Source organism: Arthrobacter sp. LjRoot78, from assembly GCF_964254335.1.
Lineage (GTDB): Bacteria > Actinomycetota > Actinomycetes > Actinomycetales > Micrococcaceae > Arthrobacter.
This window is the reverse complement of record NZ_CAXUTG020000001.1, coordinates 2,977,697-2,994,033: the sequence shown is the minus strand read 5'-3', so window position 1 is coordinate 2,994,033 and position 16,337 is coordinate 2,977,697. Positions and strand designations below refer to the sequence as shown.

The window sequence follows — 16,337 nt, the reverse complement described above, 5'->3', positions numbered from 1 at the left end:
CCGTGTACAGCCTCAACGTCCGCGCCGGCGGCTCTGGTTCCCGGCCACTGGCATAATTCAGCGCATGATCATCGCAGTGGCCATCAACCCGCGTGCTTCGTTCGGCGGTACCCGGCACACGGGAGAGGCCGTAGTGGCCTTCTTCCGCGCTGCCGGGGCACATGTGATCGTGCTGAGAAAGGCCAGCTATGACCGGCTCGCGGCTGCCGTGGTTGAGGCCCTGGACTCGGGCTGCGACGCCCTGGTAGTTGTGGGCGGCGACGGAATGGTCCATCTGGGGATCAACGCCCTCGCCGGACTTGCCGTGCCCTACGGAACGGTGCCGCTGGGTATCGTTCCCAGCGGTACGGGCAACGACATGGCGCGGGCCCTGAGCCTCCCGTTGAACGATGCAACGGCCGCCTGTGAACGGATCCTGGCTGCACTCGACGGTGGCGGGCGCCTTATTGATGCAGGGCGCGTCACAGGGAATGGCGCAACCAGATGGTTCGCCGGAGTGGTTTCCGCCGGCTTCGACGCCGCCGTGAACGAACGCGCCAACGCGTGGCGCTGGCCCCGCGGCAGGAGCAGGTACAACCTGGCCATGCTCCGTGAACTGGCCACGTTCAAAGCCGTGGACTACACCGTGACAGCCGACGGCGAAACCTGGCGGCAGGGGGCCATGCTCATTTCGGTGGCGAACGGCCAGTCCATCGGGGGCGGCATGAAGGTGACCCCCGACGCCGTGCTCGACGACGGGTTCCTGGACCTGTTCATCGTGAAGCCGCTGTCCAGGGTGCGCTTCCTGGCAGTCTTCCCGAAAGTCTTTTCCGGCCGCCATACCGGGCACCGGGCAGTGCACATCAGGCAAGTGCGCCGTGTTGAGCTCTCCGCCGCGAACGTTGTTGCGTACGCCGACGGCGAGCGGGTCGGCCCGTTGCCGCTGACCATCGAGGTGGTGCCCGGGGCCATCAGGGTGCTGGCCGTGCCGTGACGGCATACCGGCCGGAGCGTCTAAACTCTTGCGGAGGACCGGCCGGAACAGCGCCGCCGGCAGAGCGTATGTGGGGGCCGTGTGCAATCGATGGGCAGGGGACACGCTGCGAACCGTTCGTACACTCTGACCGGGGTGATCCGGCAGTTGGCGCGGACGCTGACCCTGGCAGTGGTGCTGGCCGGCGCGGGCGGCTGCAGTGTGGGCGTCCCGGATCCTGCAGCCCCGAGCGCTGTCCAGACCACGCCATCGCTGGCAACGCCCACCATTACGCCGGGCCACGATGCGGCGGCCGTGGCCGCGAAGGACCTTCCGTTTACTGCCGGGGACTCCCTTGCCCCAGGAGTCGCCGTCGGCCTTTCGGACGGGCTCCGTGAGGCGCCGGGCTGGAAGCCGGTCAAGGAGAACGTGGCCGGGGAGAACCGCTACGTCAAAGCCGACGGATGCGTTGTGTCGGCCAGGGTCCGCGTGAATCAGGGCTCACTGGCCGTTACCGGAGATGACAAGGCCTCCACCGCTGAACTGTTTCGGTATCTGGATCCCACCGTGGTCCCCGGCTACCTGAAGACCGACACCCTGCGCTGGGGCGGCGAACCGGGCAAACCCGGGCCGATGGTTGAGGTGCTGGCTTACGACGGCGTATCGGCGCCAGGCGGAAGGTCGGCAGCGGTGCTGGCCAGGCTTTTTGGCAAAGCGGGGTCGTCTGTTTACATTTCACTCGTGTGCCCGGACTCCGCTGCGCTCGCAGTGGCCCGGGCTGACGTGGCGGAACGCCTGGTTGTCGTTCCGCCAACGGACTGAGCCGTTCCCGCTAGGCCTTGCGGGAACTCCGGGGTGACAGCCGGTTGAGGGCCAGGGCGGCCACGAGCAGGCCAAAATCGCGAAGTGCGACGTCGAAGAAGCTGCCCAGGAGCAGCAGGTTGATGATGATTCCCAGCAGCCACACGGCCACCAGCATCGATCCGAAGCGTGGCCGGAGCGCCACCGCTATACCGGCAACAACCTCCACGACACCAACGATGTACATGATGGTCTGGGCCGGCAACGGAACCACGGCTGTGGCCACGGGGACCAGATACATGGTCCAGTCGGCGAGCAGGTTGGTGAACTTGTCGAGGCCGAAAATGACCGGGGCGACCGTGAAGACCGTGCGAAGCAGCAGGAAGGCCTGCCTGCCCGGCTCGGAGGCCAGGCTGCGGGAGGGCGTGGTCAGCACCGAGGATGATTTCATGGCTTGCTCCTTCTAAAAGTAGGTAACATAATTTTAGAAAGAGATCCTGAATTAAGCAATGAATCTTGTTTTTAGAGTTAGGGTGTTCCATGCGCAGACTTCCCTGGGCCCGCCGGATCGCGGCCGTGGCATCGCTTGGTGATGAGAACCGCAGGAAACTCTTCGGATTCGTCTCGTCGTCCTCCGGGGCGGTAGGACGGGACGAAGCGGCCGCCGCCCTGGAGATCCCGCGAAGTACGGCATCGTTCCAGTTGGACAGGCTGGTGCAGGACGGCGTGCTTACCGTTGAGTTCCGCAAGCTCGGAGGGAAGGCCGGACCCGGCTCTGGCCGGCCGGCAAAGCTGTACCGGCCGGCCCAGCCGGAACTGAGTGCTTCCGTGCCCGACCGTAACTATGACCTGGCCGGTGAACTCATGGCCGCCGCGATCGAACGGTCCAGTGCCGCCGGCGAGCCCGTCCGGGACGCGCTGCTGGCCACCTCCTACGCGAAGGGCCTGGAAATGGCGGAGGGGAGTCACAGCCTCGAGGAATTCCTCTCCGCGGAAGGGTACCTGCCGGATCCGGACGGTGCGGGCGGCTTCGCACTGCGCAACTGCCCGTTTCACCGGCTTGCGGACGGCCATGCCGACGTGGTCTGTGCCATGAACGGAGCGTTCCTCACCGGCGCGGCTGCCGGCTGCGGTGTTGCCGAGGACCGCATCGTGGGGAACAAGGCCGCCGGCCAGTGCTGCGCCAGGATTACGCCGCCCTGATTTCCGCGGGTTTCCGGGGCCGGCCTGCCAGCAGCACACCGGCTACGACAAGCATGCCCCCGACGATCTGGGGCAGGCTGACCGGAATGCCCATCATCACCGTGATGGCCGCCGTGAACACAACGATCAGGTTCAGGTAATTGCCGGCGGTGGCGGGCGCCGTCGTTTTGAGTGCGAGGTTCCAGCACAGGTACGCCCCCAGCGAAGGGAAGGCAGCGATGTAGGCGATCGACCATCCTTCGGCTGCGGTAGCAGGGAAACCGGCGCCCGCGGCGAGTGCCACCGGACCCAGCAGGACCGTGGCCATCACCACCTGAACGGCTGTGGCCGCGATGGCCGGCAAGCCCAGCCGCCGGGAAATAATGGTGTAGAAACCCCACACAACAATCGCCCCGATCATCAGCAGTTCACCGAAATTGAAGGTAATGCTGAACACCCGGAGCAGTTCGCCCCGGGTCAGGACCAGGAGCACCCCGGTGAGACCCAGGGCGATGCCCAGCCAGCCGAAGAGGCCGGGCTTTTCACCGAGCATGAAGATGGCCATCACCACGATGAGCGCCGGATTGGCAGCCGTGATCAGCGAAGCGTTGAGAGCGGACGTGTGCTGGAGGGCGGTGTAGAGCAGCAGGGTGTAGCAGCCCATGCCCAGCACGCTCAGGAGCAGCAGTACCCGCCAGCGGCCAAGGACGGCGCGCCAGTCGGGACGTTCCACAAAATGGGCCAGCGCCACGAGTGGAAGGGCGGCCAGCGCCCATCTCCAGAAGGTGAGTTCCAGCGGCGTCATGGTGTCCACGGCTGCCTGCCCCACCGCAAGGTTGCCGGACCAGAACAGGGTGGCCAGCACCAGGTAAATCGAGGCTTTCACCGCTCGAATCTACCCCGGTGCCGGGGCAGGCAGGGTTGCCGCGGCTAGAATTGGCTTGTGTCCGTCTACCTCGATCATGCCGCCACCACGCCCATCGCCGCCGAGGCCCTGGCGGTACTCACCCGCGAACTGGCCAGGACCGGCAACCCGTCGTCGCTGCACGGATCCGGCCGCCGGGCACGACGATCTGTGGAGGACGCCCGCGAGGCAATAGCCGCAGCAGCCGGGGCCCACCCGTCGGAAGTCATCTTCACCTCGGGCGGCACGGAGGCTGACAACCTGGCTGTCAAGGGCCTTTACTGGGCCCGCCGCGCTGAGAAGCCGGAGCGCACGCGGATCCTGTGCTCCGCCGTCGAACATCATGCTGTCCTGGACACGGTGGAGTGGCTGGAGCGGCACGAGGGCGCCGAGGTCACGTGGCTGCCCGTGGATTCCGACGGCGTAGTGGTCCTGGATGCGCTGAGGTCGGAGCTCTCCCGAAACCCGGAGACCATCGCCCTCGTCTCGGTGATGTGGGCAAACAACGAGGTTGGCACCATCCAGCCGGTGCATGAGGTGGTCGCGGCGGCCCATGCCGTGGGCGTTCCGGTGCATTCGGACGCAGTCCAGGCCTTTGGGTCATTGCCGGTGGACTTCCGGGCGAGCGGGCTGGACGCCATGTCCATCTCCGGCCACAAGATCGGCGGCCCGGTGGGGGTCGGTGCCCTGCTGCTGGGCCGCGCCGTCAAGCTAACGCCGGTGTTGCACGGCGGAGGGCAGGAACGCGACGTGCGGTCGGGCACGCTGGACACGGCGTCGATCGCCGCCTTCGCCGCAGCTGCCGAAGCCGTGACCAAAGACCTCCCCGGGGAAGCGGCCCGCATCGCCGGGCTGCGGGACAGGCTGATCGCCGGCGTGCGGGCCGCCGTCCCCGACGCCGTCCTCCGTGGAGCGCCGGGCGATGGACGCTTGCCCGGCAACGCGCACTTCACCTTCCCGGGCTGCGAGGGTGACTCCCTGCTCTTCCTGCTGGACCTTGCCGGCGTCGAATCGTCCACGGGTTCGGCCTGCACCGCCGGCGTGCCACGGCCCTCGCACGTCCTGCTGGCCATGGGGCTCGATGAGGACACCGCACGCGGCGCGCAGCGTTTCTCCCTGGGGCACGCGTCCACAGAGTCCGACGTCGACGCCCTCCTGGCGGCACTGCCGGGCGCCTACGACCGGGCCCGCCAGGCAGGCATGGCCGGGCACGAATCGACCATCCAGACCGCCGCCACAGTGGCCCGTCAGTCGTCCGCCAGGAGCTGATCCAGCGCGACGCCGGGATCTGCCAGACGGCCCGGCCCGATGGTCTCCCGGCTGGAGATCAGTGCCTTGATGGCTTTTTGTGTGCGGGGAACGTTGACGTTCATCCCTGCCACCACGCGGCCCTCATGCTGCCAGAATGCGATGAATTCCCTGCCCTCCAGTGACCCGCGGATAACCGGTTCGGCGGCCGCCGCCAGGGTGGGGAAACCCGAGTACTCCATGCTGAGGTCGTACTGGTCGGTGTAGAAGTACGGAATCGTGTCCAGAGTTGCACCCTGGCCAAGCATCGCTTTGGCCGCGATCTTTCCGCCGCTGAGCGCATTATGCCAATGCTCGCTGCGGTGGTGCTGCCCCGTGAACGGGTGCAGCGCGTTTGCCGCGTCCCCGGCGGCGAAGATATCCGGGACGCTGGTCCGCAGGGAGGCGTCCGTCAGTATCCCGTTGTCAAGGACCAGTCCTGCCTGCTCCGCGAGCCGGGTGTCCGGTGCCACGCCCACGGCAATCACCACGACGTCGGCCGGCAATACGTCGCCCGAGCCGGTGACCACGCCGGTGACGCGGCCGGAGTCGCCGCGTAGCTCGGATGCGGTTGCGCCCGGGCGGAACCGGACACCGTGTGCTTCATGAACGGAGCGGAAAAACCCGCCCAGTTCAGGTCCGATGGCGGAGGCCAGCGGGACATCCTCGAGTCCGAGCAGCGTCACGTGGTTGCCGTAGCTGATGGCAGCAGCCGCCAGTTCCATCCCGATCCAGCCCGAGCCGACCATCACCACGTTCCGTCCGCCCGGCGATAACTGTTCCCGGAGGCGGCGGCTGTCATCCAGGGTCCGGAACATGGTGACGCCGTCCAGCCCGCTCCCCGGCAGGGAAAGGCGACGGGGGAGGGCGCCCGTAGCCAGCAGGAGCGCATCGTAGTCCAGGGACTCGCCGCTGCTGAGACGTACTGAGTGCGAGCCGGGGTCGACGGCGGCGACGGTCACGCCGAGTCGGAGGTCGACGTCGTTCTCTGCATACCAGGCCTCGGGAGCCACGGGGAGCGCGTCCTCGCCGGCTTTGCCCAGCAGGTACTCCTTGGAAAGCGGCGGACGAAGGTATGGGTGGTGCAGTTCGGAGCCAATGAGGCTGATCCTGCCGGCAAACCCCTCGCTGCGCAGGGTGCGGGCAGCGGTGGCGCCAGCCAGCCCCGCGCCCGCTATGACGATGCTTTCGGTGGTGTGTTCGACAGCCATGACGCCGCTCGATTCCCTGGAGGGCCGACCCTGTCGGCGGCCCGCTTCTAAAAATACTATTCCTGACAATAGAATCCGCATCTGTGGGCGTCAAGGGGTCGCGGGGGCGATTTCGGGTCCCCCTTGGGCGAGGCAGTAGAATAGTTGGGCATGCAGTGTATCCGGCCGCGTTCTGTGCGCCGGCCCGGTACCAGCTGCGGCCGCACCATCACACCTTCCCCTAGAGAAAGCCAGCATGCGAGTTCTTGCAGCCATGAGCGGCGGAGTCGATTCCGCCGTTGCCGCCGCCCGCGCCGTCGAGGCAGGACACGACGTCGTCGGCGTCCACCTGGCGCTGTCCAGGATGCCCGGAACGCTCCGTACCGGAAGCCGCGGGTGCTGCACGATCGAAGACTCGCGCGACGCCTGGCGCGCCTGCGACGTCCTGGGTATCCCGTACTACGTCTGGGACTTCTCGGAGCGGTTCAAGGAGGACGTGGTCCAGGACTTCATCGACGAATATGCCGCCGGACGCACTCCGAACCCCTGCATGCGCTGCAATGAACGCATTAAGTTTGCGGCGCTGCTGGAAAAGGCCATCGCACTGGGCTTCGACGCCGTCTGCACCGGCCACTATGCCAAGGTGATCACCGACGCCGACGGAAACCCGGAACTCCACCGCGCGGCCGACTGGGCCAAGGACCAGAGCTACGTGCTCGGCGTCCTCACCCACGAACAGCTCAAGCACTCCATGTTCCCGCTGGCGGACACCCCCTCGAAAGCCGAAGTGCGCGCCGAGGCCGAACGCCGCGGGCTGTCAGTGGCCAACAAGCCGGACAGCCACGACATCTGCTTCATTCCGGACGGTGACACCGCGGGGTGGCTTGCGGAGAAGATCGACATGACCACGGGCGACATTGTTGATGAAACCGGGTCCAAGGTGGGCGAGCACCCCGGTGCCAACGCGTTCACCGTAGGCCAGCGCCGCGGTCTCAAGCTGGGCACGCCCGCCGCCGACGGCAAGCCCCGCTTCGTCCTGGAGATCCGGCCCAAGGAAAACAAGGTGGTGGTGGGCCCCGAGGCGCTCCTGGCCATCGACGAGATCCGCGGCATCAAAGTATCGTGGGCCGGCCTGCCGATTGCGGAAATCGCCACCGGCGACGAGTTCGACTGCCACGCCCAGGTCAGGGCCCACGGCGATCCCGTTCCCGCAACCGCCCATACGGAACTGCTGACGGACGACGGCGGCGCGGAGCGGACGAACCTTGTGGTCACGCTGACCACCCCGCTGCGCGGAGTGGCCCCCGGACAGACCGTGGTGCTCTACCAGGGAAGCCGGGTCCTGGGGCAGGCCACCATTGACGCAGCGCGTTCGCTGCAGCGCGCGGCGCTTTAATCGGAATCGGGTGCCCGCGGCGGTTTGCCGTAGTCAATCACCCCTGCTCCCGCAATAATTGAGGCCTGGGGAACCAGGCTTCATGCAGGCAACCGCTTCACGGGTGGCCTGCAAAGTTGAGGAAAGCGGGCCCGGCATGGTCTCTGCAGCGCTTGGCATCGGTCACGGCCTCGAAATGGTCGCGCTGACCGCCCTTGCCGAGGGCCCCTTCACCCGCAAGGCAGGAAAGCCGCTCACCACCAGCATTCGGGTGCCGGTGGAGAGGGTGGTCAACGGCCCGGCCGGCGCACGCCTGGCGCTGCGCGTGCGGGCTCCCGGGGCTGACGGTCCCCGGCCCATTTCCCTGTCCGTGGACCGCAACGAATGGTGCATCGACGACCAGGACGCACCCGCCGGGCTGGAAGAGCTGCTAACCGACAGCCGGTTTCTCGCACAGCACGTCTATGCGGTGGCGACCGCAACACTTCAGGCATTTGAAGTCACCCTGGGGCGCCGGATGGGCTGGGCCTCGGGCCACCGGCTGCTCATCAGTGTGTATGACAAGATCCCCTACGCCTCCACTGGATACGACCGCGAACGCGGCTTGATCCGTTTTGGGCACCGAACCGACGACCGTTCCACGCGTTCCGTCCCGTTGGCGCTCTATCATGACCTCGTCGCCCATGAGGTGACTCATGCGATCCTGGACGGCTACCGGCGCCAGTGGACAGACAGCGATGCCTTGCTCGACGGCTACGCGCTGCACGAATGCATTGCCGACCTGGTGGCCATGCTGAGCGTCTTTTCCTCGCCTGAGCGGGTGGAACAACAATTGTCAGTGGCTGTTCCGGGTCCGGACGGGAAGCGCGGAGCCATACCCGCCCGGAACATGGAGAAGGAAGTCCTGGCCTCCGGGCTGTTCGGACTGGCCGACGGGCTGTTTTCGCGGGGCGCCGCCAGGCGGCCCCTCGACGTGGACGTGCCCTTCGAATGGCGGCTGGATCCCGAGCCCCACCGGCGGGGCGAGATTGCGGTGAAGGGGGTGCTGGACGCCGTCGTGAGGCTCTGGCTACAGCGGCTGGACAGGCCGGGCGGCCGCTCCAGCCGGTACCAGGTGGCGGAAGCGGGGGCGCATCTTGGGCATCAGATGCTGGGCATGGTGCTGCGGGGGCTCGCCTACATGCCGCCGGTGGACCCGGGCTGGGAGGACCTGCTGCGGGGAATCCTCGCAGCTGACGCCGTCCTGGTGCCGACGGACATGATGGGATACCGGCAGGCCGTGCGCGACGCCTTTTGGGACATTGACCTTTCCACGGAGCCCGACGAACTCCTGGACGGCCTTAAGCATCTTCGCGATCTGCGCTACCCGGTCCGGTTGTCTGCCCTGGCTGCCGATCCCGAGGAGGTCAACCGCTTCATGTGGGAGAACCCGCGGTTGATCGAGGCTGCCGGCATCGATCAGGACACGAGCATCGTGGTGAACCGGGTGCGTCCAAGTACCCGGGTGGGGCCGGACGGTTTCGTTGTCTCCGAAATCGGCGCGTCCTACGTGCAGTCAGTCACTATGTCCAAAACCGAAGCAAGGAACAAGCTTGGCCTCCGGGTGGACAGTGACTACTACACCGTCCGCGGCGGCGGTCTGCTGCGGTTTGACGAGGGTGGACGGCTCTGTTTCGCAGCCCTCAAGCCGGTCATGGACGCGGAGTGGCAGCAGGAGAAACTGGAAACCGTCAAAAGGGAAGCAGGGATAAAGATGCCGGCGGCGACCTTCCACCCGGAGGACGAGCGCCGGGAGTGAGCCGCCGTCAGCTTCCCGCGCCGCGGTCAGCTTCCGGCCTGCATCAGCTTCCCCACGGGGCCTTCCGTGCGGGCGTCGAGCCTTCCAGCTGGGCCACCTGGTCGAAGCCGCCGGCCCTGAGGCCCTTGCTGACCAGCTTGAGGATGTCCGCCCGGCCCAGGGCCCCGTCGCCGGTGACCGCCTTGATGAAGTTGTACGTGAAGGCTCCGTTGTACCGGCCCTCCAGGAATGCGTCGGCGGCGGTCTGATCGGCCCGGCAGGCGGCCAAAAGAACGGGTTTGACGCCCCGGCCGGCCTTCACCAGGTCACGCAGTGCCCGCGTGTCGTTGAACTCCGTGGCAGCAACGCCGCGGGGGGTCGGTGCCGGCAGGAAGCGGGGCCGCCGCCCGGGCAGGAGGTCCAGTGATTTCAGGCCCGTGCCGCTGTGGCAGGTGTCCAGCACAACGTCCATCAGCACGCCGTCCGGCAAGCGGGCAAAGAGGGTGAACAGTTCGTCATCCGAGATGACGGTGGCCGGATCCCACGAGTCGCCGGTGTTGTTGATGTCGAAGCAGGCGAAGGCTTCATCCAGCCGGTCCGCTTCGTCGTTGTTGGTGTCTGGAATCTGCGTTCCGTGGCTGGAGAAGGTGAAGACGATGTGCCGGAGTTCGCCGGCGGCCGCGCGGTCCATCATCGAATCCAGCTGCGCCATCACCTGGCTCTTTGTGGCCTGGGAATCCAGCAACAGCGAGATGTCCGACTCGGCGAACCCATACCCGGTTTGCAGCAGTGCGGCGAGGTCCCGGGCGTCGTTGACGCAGCCCTGCAGCCAGCTGGATTTCGGCAGGTGTTCAAATTCGTTGATCCCCACACAGAGGGCGGCTTTGCTCATGATGTGTTCCCTTCAGCCGGGTAGGGCAACTCTATTCCCGGGAAGGAGACTCTTCAATGGCAATTCCTTAGGGCACTCACTCATCGTTCCGTCGGAGGCTGATCAGGCCGGAATGCTGAAGAAAACGATAGTTTTGACCCAATCAGGTAAATTTTGTGTCTCAACTCACAGGTTGTAACGATTCACCGCGCTCGGGTCTGATTGAATCGTGTGATCAGGACAACGTCCCGCCCACCGAGTCCAACTGATCCAGTTGCGCGGCGGCACGCGTGTACTCATCGAACAGAAAGTCCACAGATGGCAATGAACAAAAAGGCCCTGCACAGCGCTATCGCGCTCGCGGGTGTTTCCGCGTTTGCACTGACAGCCTGCACAGGTTCGTCCGGCGGCGGCGGAACTTCCACCGGCGGTGCCGGAGGCGGAACCATTACCTACGGCACCACCGATAAGGTCGTTACCCTCGATCCTGCGGGGTCCTACGATGCCGGTTCCTTCATGGTGATGAACCAGATCTACCCGTTCCTCCTGAACGCCAAGCCGGGCACGGCAGACGCCACGCCCGACATCGCGGAGTCCGCGGAATTCACCAGCCCCACGGAATACACCGTGAAGCTCAAGTCGGACCTCAAATTTGCCAACGGGCACGCACTCACATCCTCGGACGTGAAGTTCTCCATCGACCGCGTCGTCAGCATCGCTGACCCGAACGGTCCGGCTTCGCTCCTGGGAAACCTTGAGTCGGTCACCGCCAAGGACGACTCCACTGTTGTCTTCAAGCTGAAGGCCGGCAATGACCAGGTCTTCCCGGGCGTTCTTGCAGCCAACTCCGGACCGATCGTCGACGAAGAGGTCTTCCCGGCCGACAAGCTGATGACGGACGATGAAATCGTCAAGGGCAAACCGTTCGCCGGCCCCTATACGATCGACAGCTACAAGAAGAACGAGCTTGTCAGCCTCAAGGTCAACCCGGACTACAAGGGCCTGCTCGGCAAGCCCGCGAACGACGGCGCCACCATCAAGTACTACGCCGACTCAAACAACCTCAAGTTGGACGTCCAGCAGGGGAACATTGATGTCGCCGGACGGAGCTTGACCGCAACTGACGCCGCAGACCTGGAGAAGGACTCCAAGGTCAAGGTCCACAAGGGCCCCGGTGGAGAGCTGCGCTACATCGTGTTCAACTTCGACACCATGCCGTTCGGTGCCAAGGCTGCCGACGCGGATCCCGCCAAGGCCCTCGCCGTCCGCCAGGCCATGGCCAACGTCGTTGACCGCGACGCCATCGCAACCCAGGTCTACAAAGGCACTTACCTGCCGGCGTACTCTGTGGTGCCCGACGGCTTCGTTGGCGCGATCCAGCCACTGAAGGAAATGTACGGCGACGGCAGCGGCAAGCCCAGCCTGGACAAGGCCAAGAAGGCCTTCGCCGATGCAGGCGTCACGGCACCGGTGAACATCAAGCTGCAGTACAACCCGGACCACTACGGCAAGTCATCCGGCGACGAGTACGCGATGATCAAGGAGCAGCTGGAAAAGTCCGGACTGTTCAAGGTTGACCTGCAGTCCACCGAGTGGGTCACCTACTCCAAGGACCGCACTGCTGACGCCTACCCGGTGTACCAGCTCGGCTGGTTCCCCGATTACTCGGACGCGGACAACTACCTGACCCCGTTCTTCGTGCCGGGCAACTTCCTCAAGAACCACTACGAAAATGCATCCGTCACCGAGCTGATCAAGACCCAGCTCACCACCGTTGACAAGGCAGAGCGCGAAAAGGTGCTGGGCGAAGCCCAGACGGCCGTGGCCAAGGATCTTTCCACGCTGCCGCTGCTGCAGGGCGCCCAGCTCATGGTCGCCGGAAAGGATGTCAAGGGTGTCGAAAAGACCCTGGACGCATCCTTCAAGACCCGGCTTGGCGTAATTTCCAAGTAGGTCCAGTTCTCCATCCGGTCCTGGCCAGCCGAGGAGGCGGGGCGCCCGTGCGGCGTCCCGCCTTTCGTGCTGGAGCAGGGCAACAGATTTCGGGGCCCACGAAGCCGCCGGAAGCACACATTTAGGTACCAATGACAACACTGATTGAGGCGCCGCCAACCGACGCCGACGGCCTGCTGCCGTCAAAAAAGAAATCGTCCGGCGGGGGACTGGGCCAATACATCCTGATCAGGTTCCTCTTGATCTTTCCTACGATTTTCATCCTCGTGACGCTGGTGTTCTTCCTGATGCGCATCACCGGCGATCCCATCACTGCGGCCATGGGCGGCCGGCTGCCGCCTGAGCAGCTGGCGGAGCGGATCACCGCCGCAGGCTATGACCGTCCGATCCTCGTGCAGTATTTCGAGTACCTGGGACATCTGGCCACGGGCAACTTCGGCACCACCCTCTCGGACAACCGCCAGGTCACGGAAATGCTGGCCACCTACGGCTCTGCCACTCTGGAACTGACCATCAACGCGTTGCTGGTGGCCCTGCTGGTGGGTATTCCGCTGGGCATGGTCGCCGCCTACCGGAGGGACCACGCCCCCGACGCTGTACTTCGCGTTTTCGCCATCGTCTGCTACGGCACTCCTGTGTTCTTCGCCGGCATGCTCCTGAAACTCACTTTCGCCGTGTGGCTCGGGTGGCTCCCCGTGGCTGGTCGCGCCAAGACCTCCAGCGAACTGGAGCTCACCTCCCTGCAGTCGCCGACAGGCATCTACTGGCTGGACGCCATCCGCAGTGGCAACATGGCAGCACTGGGTGACGTCATGGCGCACGCGGTCCTGCCGGCCCTCGCCCTGGGCCTGCTGACCGCAGGCATCTTCCTGCGGCTGGTCCGCACCAACGTGATCGGAACCCTGGGCCGGGACTACGTGGAGGCCGGGCGCTCCCGCGGCGTCAGCGAATTCCGGCTGGTCACCAAGCACGCTTACAAGCCTGCGCTGATCCCCATCATCACCGTGATGGGCCTGCAAATCGCAGTGATGCTCGGAGGCGCCGTGCTGACGGAAACAACCTTCGAATGGAAAGGGCTGGGATTCCAGCTGGCCACCTACCTCACGGCACGCGACTTCGTTGCGGTCCAGGGCATCGTGGTCCTCCTCGCCGTCATCGTGGCCGTGACCAACTTCATCGTGGACATTGTTGCCGCGCTGATCGACCCCCGCGTGAGGTACTGACATGAGCACCCCAACAACTGTTGAACCCGCAGCGGATCCCCGCGCTTCGCTCTTCCGCCGGCTGCCGGTCATCTCGCACTTCAACAAGAGCGTGGGCCTGCAACGCGGAATGCTGGTTGCAGGACTCGTCCTGACCAGTGCATTTGTGCTGACGGCCATATTCGCGCCACTCCTGGCTCCCTACGGGTACGCCCAGCTTTCGGACGCGGACGGCAACTTCCCCGCCCAGGAGGCGCCCGGTGGAAAGCACCTGCTGGGGACCACGGTGGGCGGCTACGACGTTTTGTCCCGGGTTATCTGGGGAACGCAGACGGCCATCATGGTGATCGTTGTGGCCGTCCTGATGTCGATCTTCATCGGCGTCATCCTGGGACTCGTCAGCGGCTACATCGGCGGCTGGCTGGACCGGATCCTTGTTGTCATCGCGGACGCCATCTATGCCTTCCCCTCGCTGCTGGTCGCAATCGTCATGGCAATCGTCATCAGCGGCGGCCAGTCCAGCCTGCTGGGCGGCATCATGGCCGCGGCAATCTCGATTACCGTGGTCTTCATTCCTCAGTACTTCCGGGTGATCCGGTCCGAAACCATCCGCCTCAAGGCCGAACCCTTCGTGGAATCCGCCAAGGTAGTGGGGGCCTCGAACATCCGCATCATGCGCCGGCACATCTATAAGAACGCGACGCGTACCCTGCCGCTGATCTTCACGCTGAACGCCTCCGAAGCAATCCTCACGATGGCAGGCCTGGGCTTCCTGGGCTTTGGCATCGAACCCAGCTCCGCCGCGGAATGGGGCTTCGACCTGAAGCAGGCGCTGGCCGACACCACGTCCGGCATCTGGTGGACGGGCGTGTTCCCGGGCCTCGCAATGGTGCTGACCGTCGTCGGCCTCACCCTCATGGGTGAGAGCATCAACGACCTCAACGATCCGCGGCTGCGCGGACGCAAGAAGGCCGCTTCCGGCAAGGGCGGGCCTGATTCGAACGCAGCCGCGCAGGCAGGAATTCAAGCAGAAGTGAGCAGTTCATGACCACCAACATCGACAAGCACGGCACAGGCCCGGTCCTGGATATTGACCACTTGAAGGTCACTTTCGCTACCGATGCCGGGGACGTCTATGCCGTCAAGGACGTCAGCCTTGAGGTCAACCCGGGCGAAGTGGTGGCGATCGTCGGTGAGTCAGGCTCCGGCAAGACGGTTACTGCCAAGACCATCCTCGGCCTCCTCCCGGAGACCGCCATCAGCTCCGGTGCGGTGCTGATCAACGGGAACAACGTCATCAGTGTCAGCGCCGCCAAGCTGCGGCAGATCCGCGGCCGGGACGTCGCCATGGTCTTCCAGGAACCGTCCACGGCCCTGAACCCCGTCTTCACCGTGGGATGGCAGATCGCAGAAGGCATCCGTGCCCATGCGCAGGGCAAGGGCGGCAAAGTGTCGGCCAGGGAGGCGAAATCCCGCGCCATCGAGGCCCTCCGGAAAGTGGGCATCCCGGACCCCGAAAACCGGGTGGACTACTATCCCCACCAGTTTTCCGGAGGCCAGAAGCAGCGTGTCGTCATTGCGGCCGCACTGGCACTTAATCCGGGGCTGATCGTCGCCGATGAACCAACAACAGCGTTGGACGTTACGGTCCAGGCTGAGATCCTCCAGCTGCTCAGGGACCTGCGGGACACGTACGGCACCTCGATCGTGCTCATCACCCACAACATGGGGGTGGTGGCCGATCTCGCCGACCGGGTGGTGGTGATGTACCAGGGCGATGTCGTCGAGGAGGCAACCGCCAGGGTGCTGTTCGCCGAGCCGAAACAGGAGTACACACGGAAGCTTCTGGCGGCTGTGCCGCACCTAGGCAGGAACTCCGCTTCCGAGGGAATGACGACGCGGGCCCACCAGGGTGGCAAAGTCCTGGTGGAAGCCAAGGGCCTGACCATTGAGTACCCCGGCAGGCTGGGCACCCCCGCTTTCAAGGCCGTAGACGGCGTGAGCTTTACGCTGTCCGAGGGTGAGGTCTTCGGCCTGGTCGGTGAATCGGGATCCGGCAAAACCACTATCGGACGCGCCATCGCCGGACTCAACCGCACCACGGGCGGCAGCCTGAAGGTGCTGGACTACGAGATGCTGAACCTCAAGGAACGGACGTTCAAGCCCCTCCGCAAGGAGATCGGCTTCGTTTTCCAGGACCCGGCGGCGTCCTTCAACCCGCAACTAACCATCGGCGACTGCGTTGCCGAGCCGCTCATCATCCACAGCAATCCCACGCCGGCACAGGCGCGGAAACGCGTTGGTGAGCTGCTCGAATCGGTGCAGCTGCCGGCGTCGTATGCTGACCGGTTCCCGCACGAACTGTCCGGCGGACAGCGGCAGCGGGCGTCACTGGCCAGGGCCCTCATCCTGAACCCAAAGCTGCTGATTGCCGACGAACCCACTTCGGCGCTGGACGTTTCCGTCCAGGCTGTGGTGCTGGAACTGTTCAAGGACATCCAGGCGGAATTCGGCTTCGCCGCGCTGTTCATCAGCCACGACCTCGCGGTCGTCGACATCCTGTCCCACTGGGTCGGCGTGCTCTACAAGGGCAAGCTCGTGGAGCAGGGGCTAGGCACCCAGGTGATGGGCGCCCCCCAGCACGACTACACGCGCCGGCTGATCGCGTCGCTGCCCGTCCCTGATCCGGACGAACAGGCCAAGCGCCGGGAAGCCAACCGCGCGCTGCTGGCCGGTTAGTTCCGCTCCCTGCTGGAAATGCCCGCCGTCCGTTCCGGACGGCGGGCATTTCCGTCCCCGGCAGCCTCACACGGGAACGTTGCGGGGACGCTTAACAGCCACCG

General features: G+C 65.3%; 14 protein-coding genes. 10 read left to right on the top strand and 4 right to left on the bottom strand.

Annotated elements, in window-relative coordinates:
* Positions 1-64: 64 nt before the first annotated feature.
* Together ACSQ1X_RS13900 and ACSQ1X_RS13895 are read left to right on the top strand one after the other, a co-directional pair.
* Complete coding sequence (locus tag ACSQ1X_RS13900; RefSeq protein ID WP_055796538.1) at positions 65-973, top strand: diacylglycerol/lipid kinase family protein; 909 nt, start codon at positions 65-67, stop codon at positions 971-973.
* Between the two features lie 135 nt (positions 974-1,108).
* The gene (locus tag ACSQ1X_RS13895) at positions 1,109-1,774 is read left to right on the top strand and encodes a hypothetical protein (RefSeq protein ID WP_436058078.1); all 666 of its coding nucleotides are present in this window, start codon (positions 1,109-1,111) and stop codon (positions 1,772-1,774) included.
* A gap of 10 nt (positions 1,775-1,784) precedes the next feature.
* Here ACSQ1X_RS13895 and ACSQ1X_RS13890 read toward each other — a convergent pair whose 3' ends face one another.
* On the bottom strand, positions 1,785-2,204 hold the full coding sequence (locus ACSQ1X_RS13890; protein ID WP_436058077.1) for a hypothetical protein: 420 nt from the start codon (positions 2,202-2,204) through the stop codon (positions 1,785-1,787).
* Between the two features lie 89 nt (positions 2,205-2,293).
* On the opposite strand from ACSQ1X_RS13890, the gene ACSQ1X_RS13885 reads away from it, so the two are divergent.
* On the top strand, positions 2,294-2,956 hold the full coding sequence (locus tag ACSQ1X_RS13885) for a helix-turn-helix transcriptional regulator (protein ID WP_436058076.1): 663 nt from the start codon (positions 2,294-2,296) through the stop codon (positions 2,954-2,956).
* On the opposite strand, the gene ACSQ1X_RS13880 is transcribed toward ACSQ1X_RS13885, so the two are convergent.
* The gene (locus ACSQ1X_RS13880; RefSeq protein WP_436058075.1) at positions 2,943-3,821 is read right to left on the bottom strand and encodes a DMT family transporter; all 879 of its coding nucleotides are present in this window, start codon (positions 3,819-3,821) and stop codon (positions 2,943-2,945) included. The two genes, ACSQ1X_RS13885 and ACSQ1X_RS13880, sit on opposite strands and share 14 nt — an antisense overlap.
* 57 nt (positions 3,822-3,878) lie before the next feature.
* On the opposite strand from ACSQ1X_RS13880, the gene ACSQ1X_RS13875 reads away from it, so the two are divergent.
* Positions 3,879-5,108, top strand: a complete 1,230-nt coding sequence (locus tag ACSQ1X_RS13875) for a cysteine desulfurase family protein (RefSeq protein WP_055796526.1) — start codon at positions 3,879-3,881, stop codon at positions 5,106-5,108.
* Here the strand turns inward: ACSQ1X_RS13875 and ACSQ1X_RS13870 are convergent.
* Positions 5,087-6,337 carry an NAD(P)/FAD-dependent oxidoreductase gene (locus ACSQ1X_RS13870; protein WP_436058074.1) on the bottom strand — a complete coding sequence of 417 codons (1,251 nt, stop codon included), beginning with the start codon at positions 6,335-6,337 and terminating at the stop codon, positions 5,087-5,089. The genes ACSQ1X_RS13875 and ACSQ1X_RS13870 overlap by 22 nt on opposite strands.
* A gap of 235 nt (positions 6,338-6,572) precedes the next feature.
* Between ACSQ1X_RS13870 and mnmA the strand changes: the two genes are divergently transcribed.
* Together mnmA and ACSQ1X_RS13860 are read left to right on the top strand one after the other, a co-directional pair.
* On the top strand, positions 6,573-7,712 hold the full coding sequence (gene mnmA / locus ACSQ1X_RS13865) for a tRNA 2-thiouridine(34) synthase MnmA (protein WP_055796522.1): 1,140 nt from the start codon (positions 6,573-6,575) through the stop codon (positions 7,710-7,712).
* A 136-nt stretch (positions 7,713-7,848) separates the two neighbouring features.
* Complete coding sequence (locus tag ACSQ1X_RS13860) at positions 7,849-9,489, top strand: hypothetical protein (RefSeq protein ID WP_436058073.1); 1,641 nt, start codon at positions 7,849-7,851, stop codon at positions 9,487-9,489.
* 43 nt (positions 9,490-9,532) lie between these two features.
* Here the strand turns inward: ACSQ1X_RS13860 and ACSQ1X_RS13855 are convergent, their stop codons facing one another.
* Positions 9,533-10,360 (bottom strand): caspase family protein, encoded by an 828-nt coding sequence (locus ACSQ1X_RS13855; protein ID WP_436058072.1) that lies wholly within the window; start codon positions 10,358-10,360, stop codon positions 9,533-9,535.
* Positions 10,361-10,657: 297 nt separating this feature from the next.
* Between ACSQ1X_RS13855 and ACSQ1X_RS13850 the strand changes: the two genes are divergently transcribed.
* The 4 genes from ACSQ1X_RS13850 to ACSQ1X_RS13835 all read left to right on the top strand — a co-directional run bounded on the left by ACSQ1X_RS13850 (position 10,658) and on the right by ACSQ1X_RS13835 (position 16,233).
* Entirely contained in the window at positions 10,658-12,292 is a 1,635-nt protein-coding gene (locus ACSQ1X_RS13850) for an ABC transporter substrate-binding protein (protein WP_436058071.1), read from the top strand.
* Positions 12,293-12,423: 131 nt separating this feature from the next.
* Entirely contained in the window at positions 12,424-13,515 is a 1,092-nt protein-coding gene (locus ACSQ1X_RS13845; RefSeq protein WP_436058070.1) for an ABC transporter permease, read from the top strand.
* Position 13,516: 1 nt separating this feature from the next.
* Complete coding sequence (locus ACSQ1X_RS13840; protein ID WP_436058069.1) at positions 13,517-14,542, top strand: ABC transporter permease; 1,026 nt, start codon at positions 13,517-13,519, stop codon at positions 14,540-14,542.
* Positions 14,539-16,233, top strand: a complete 1,695-nt coding sequence (locus ACSQ1X_RS13835) for an ABC transporter ATP-binding protein (protein WP_436058068.1) — start codon at positions 14,539-14,541, stop codon at positions 16,231-16,233. Before ACSQ1X_RS13840 ends, ACSQ1X_RS13835 begins: the two co-directional genes overlap by 4 nt.
* The last annotated feature ends 104 nt before the right edge of the window (positions 16,234-16,337 follow it).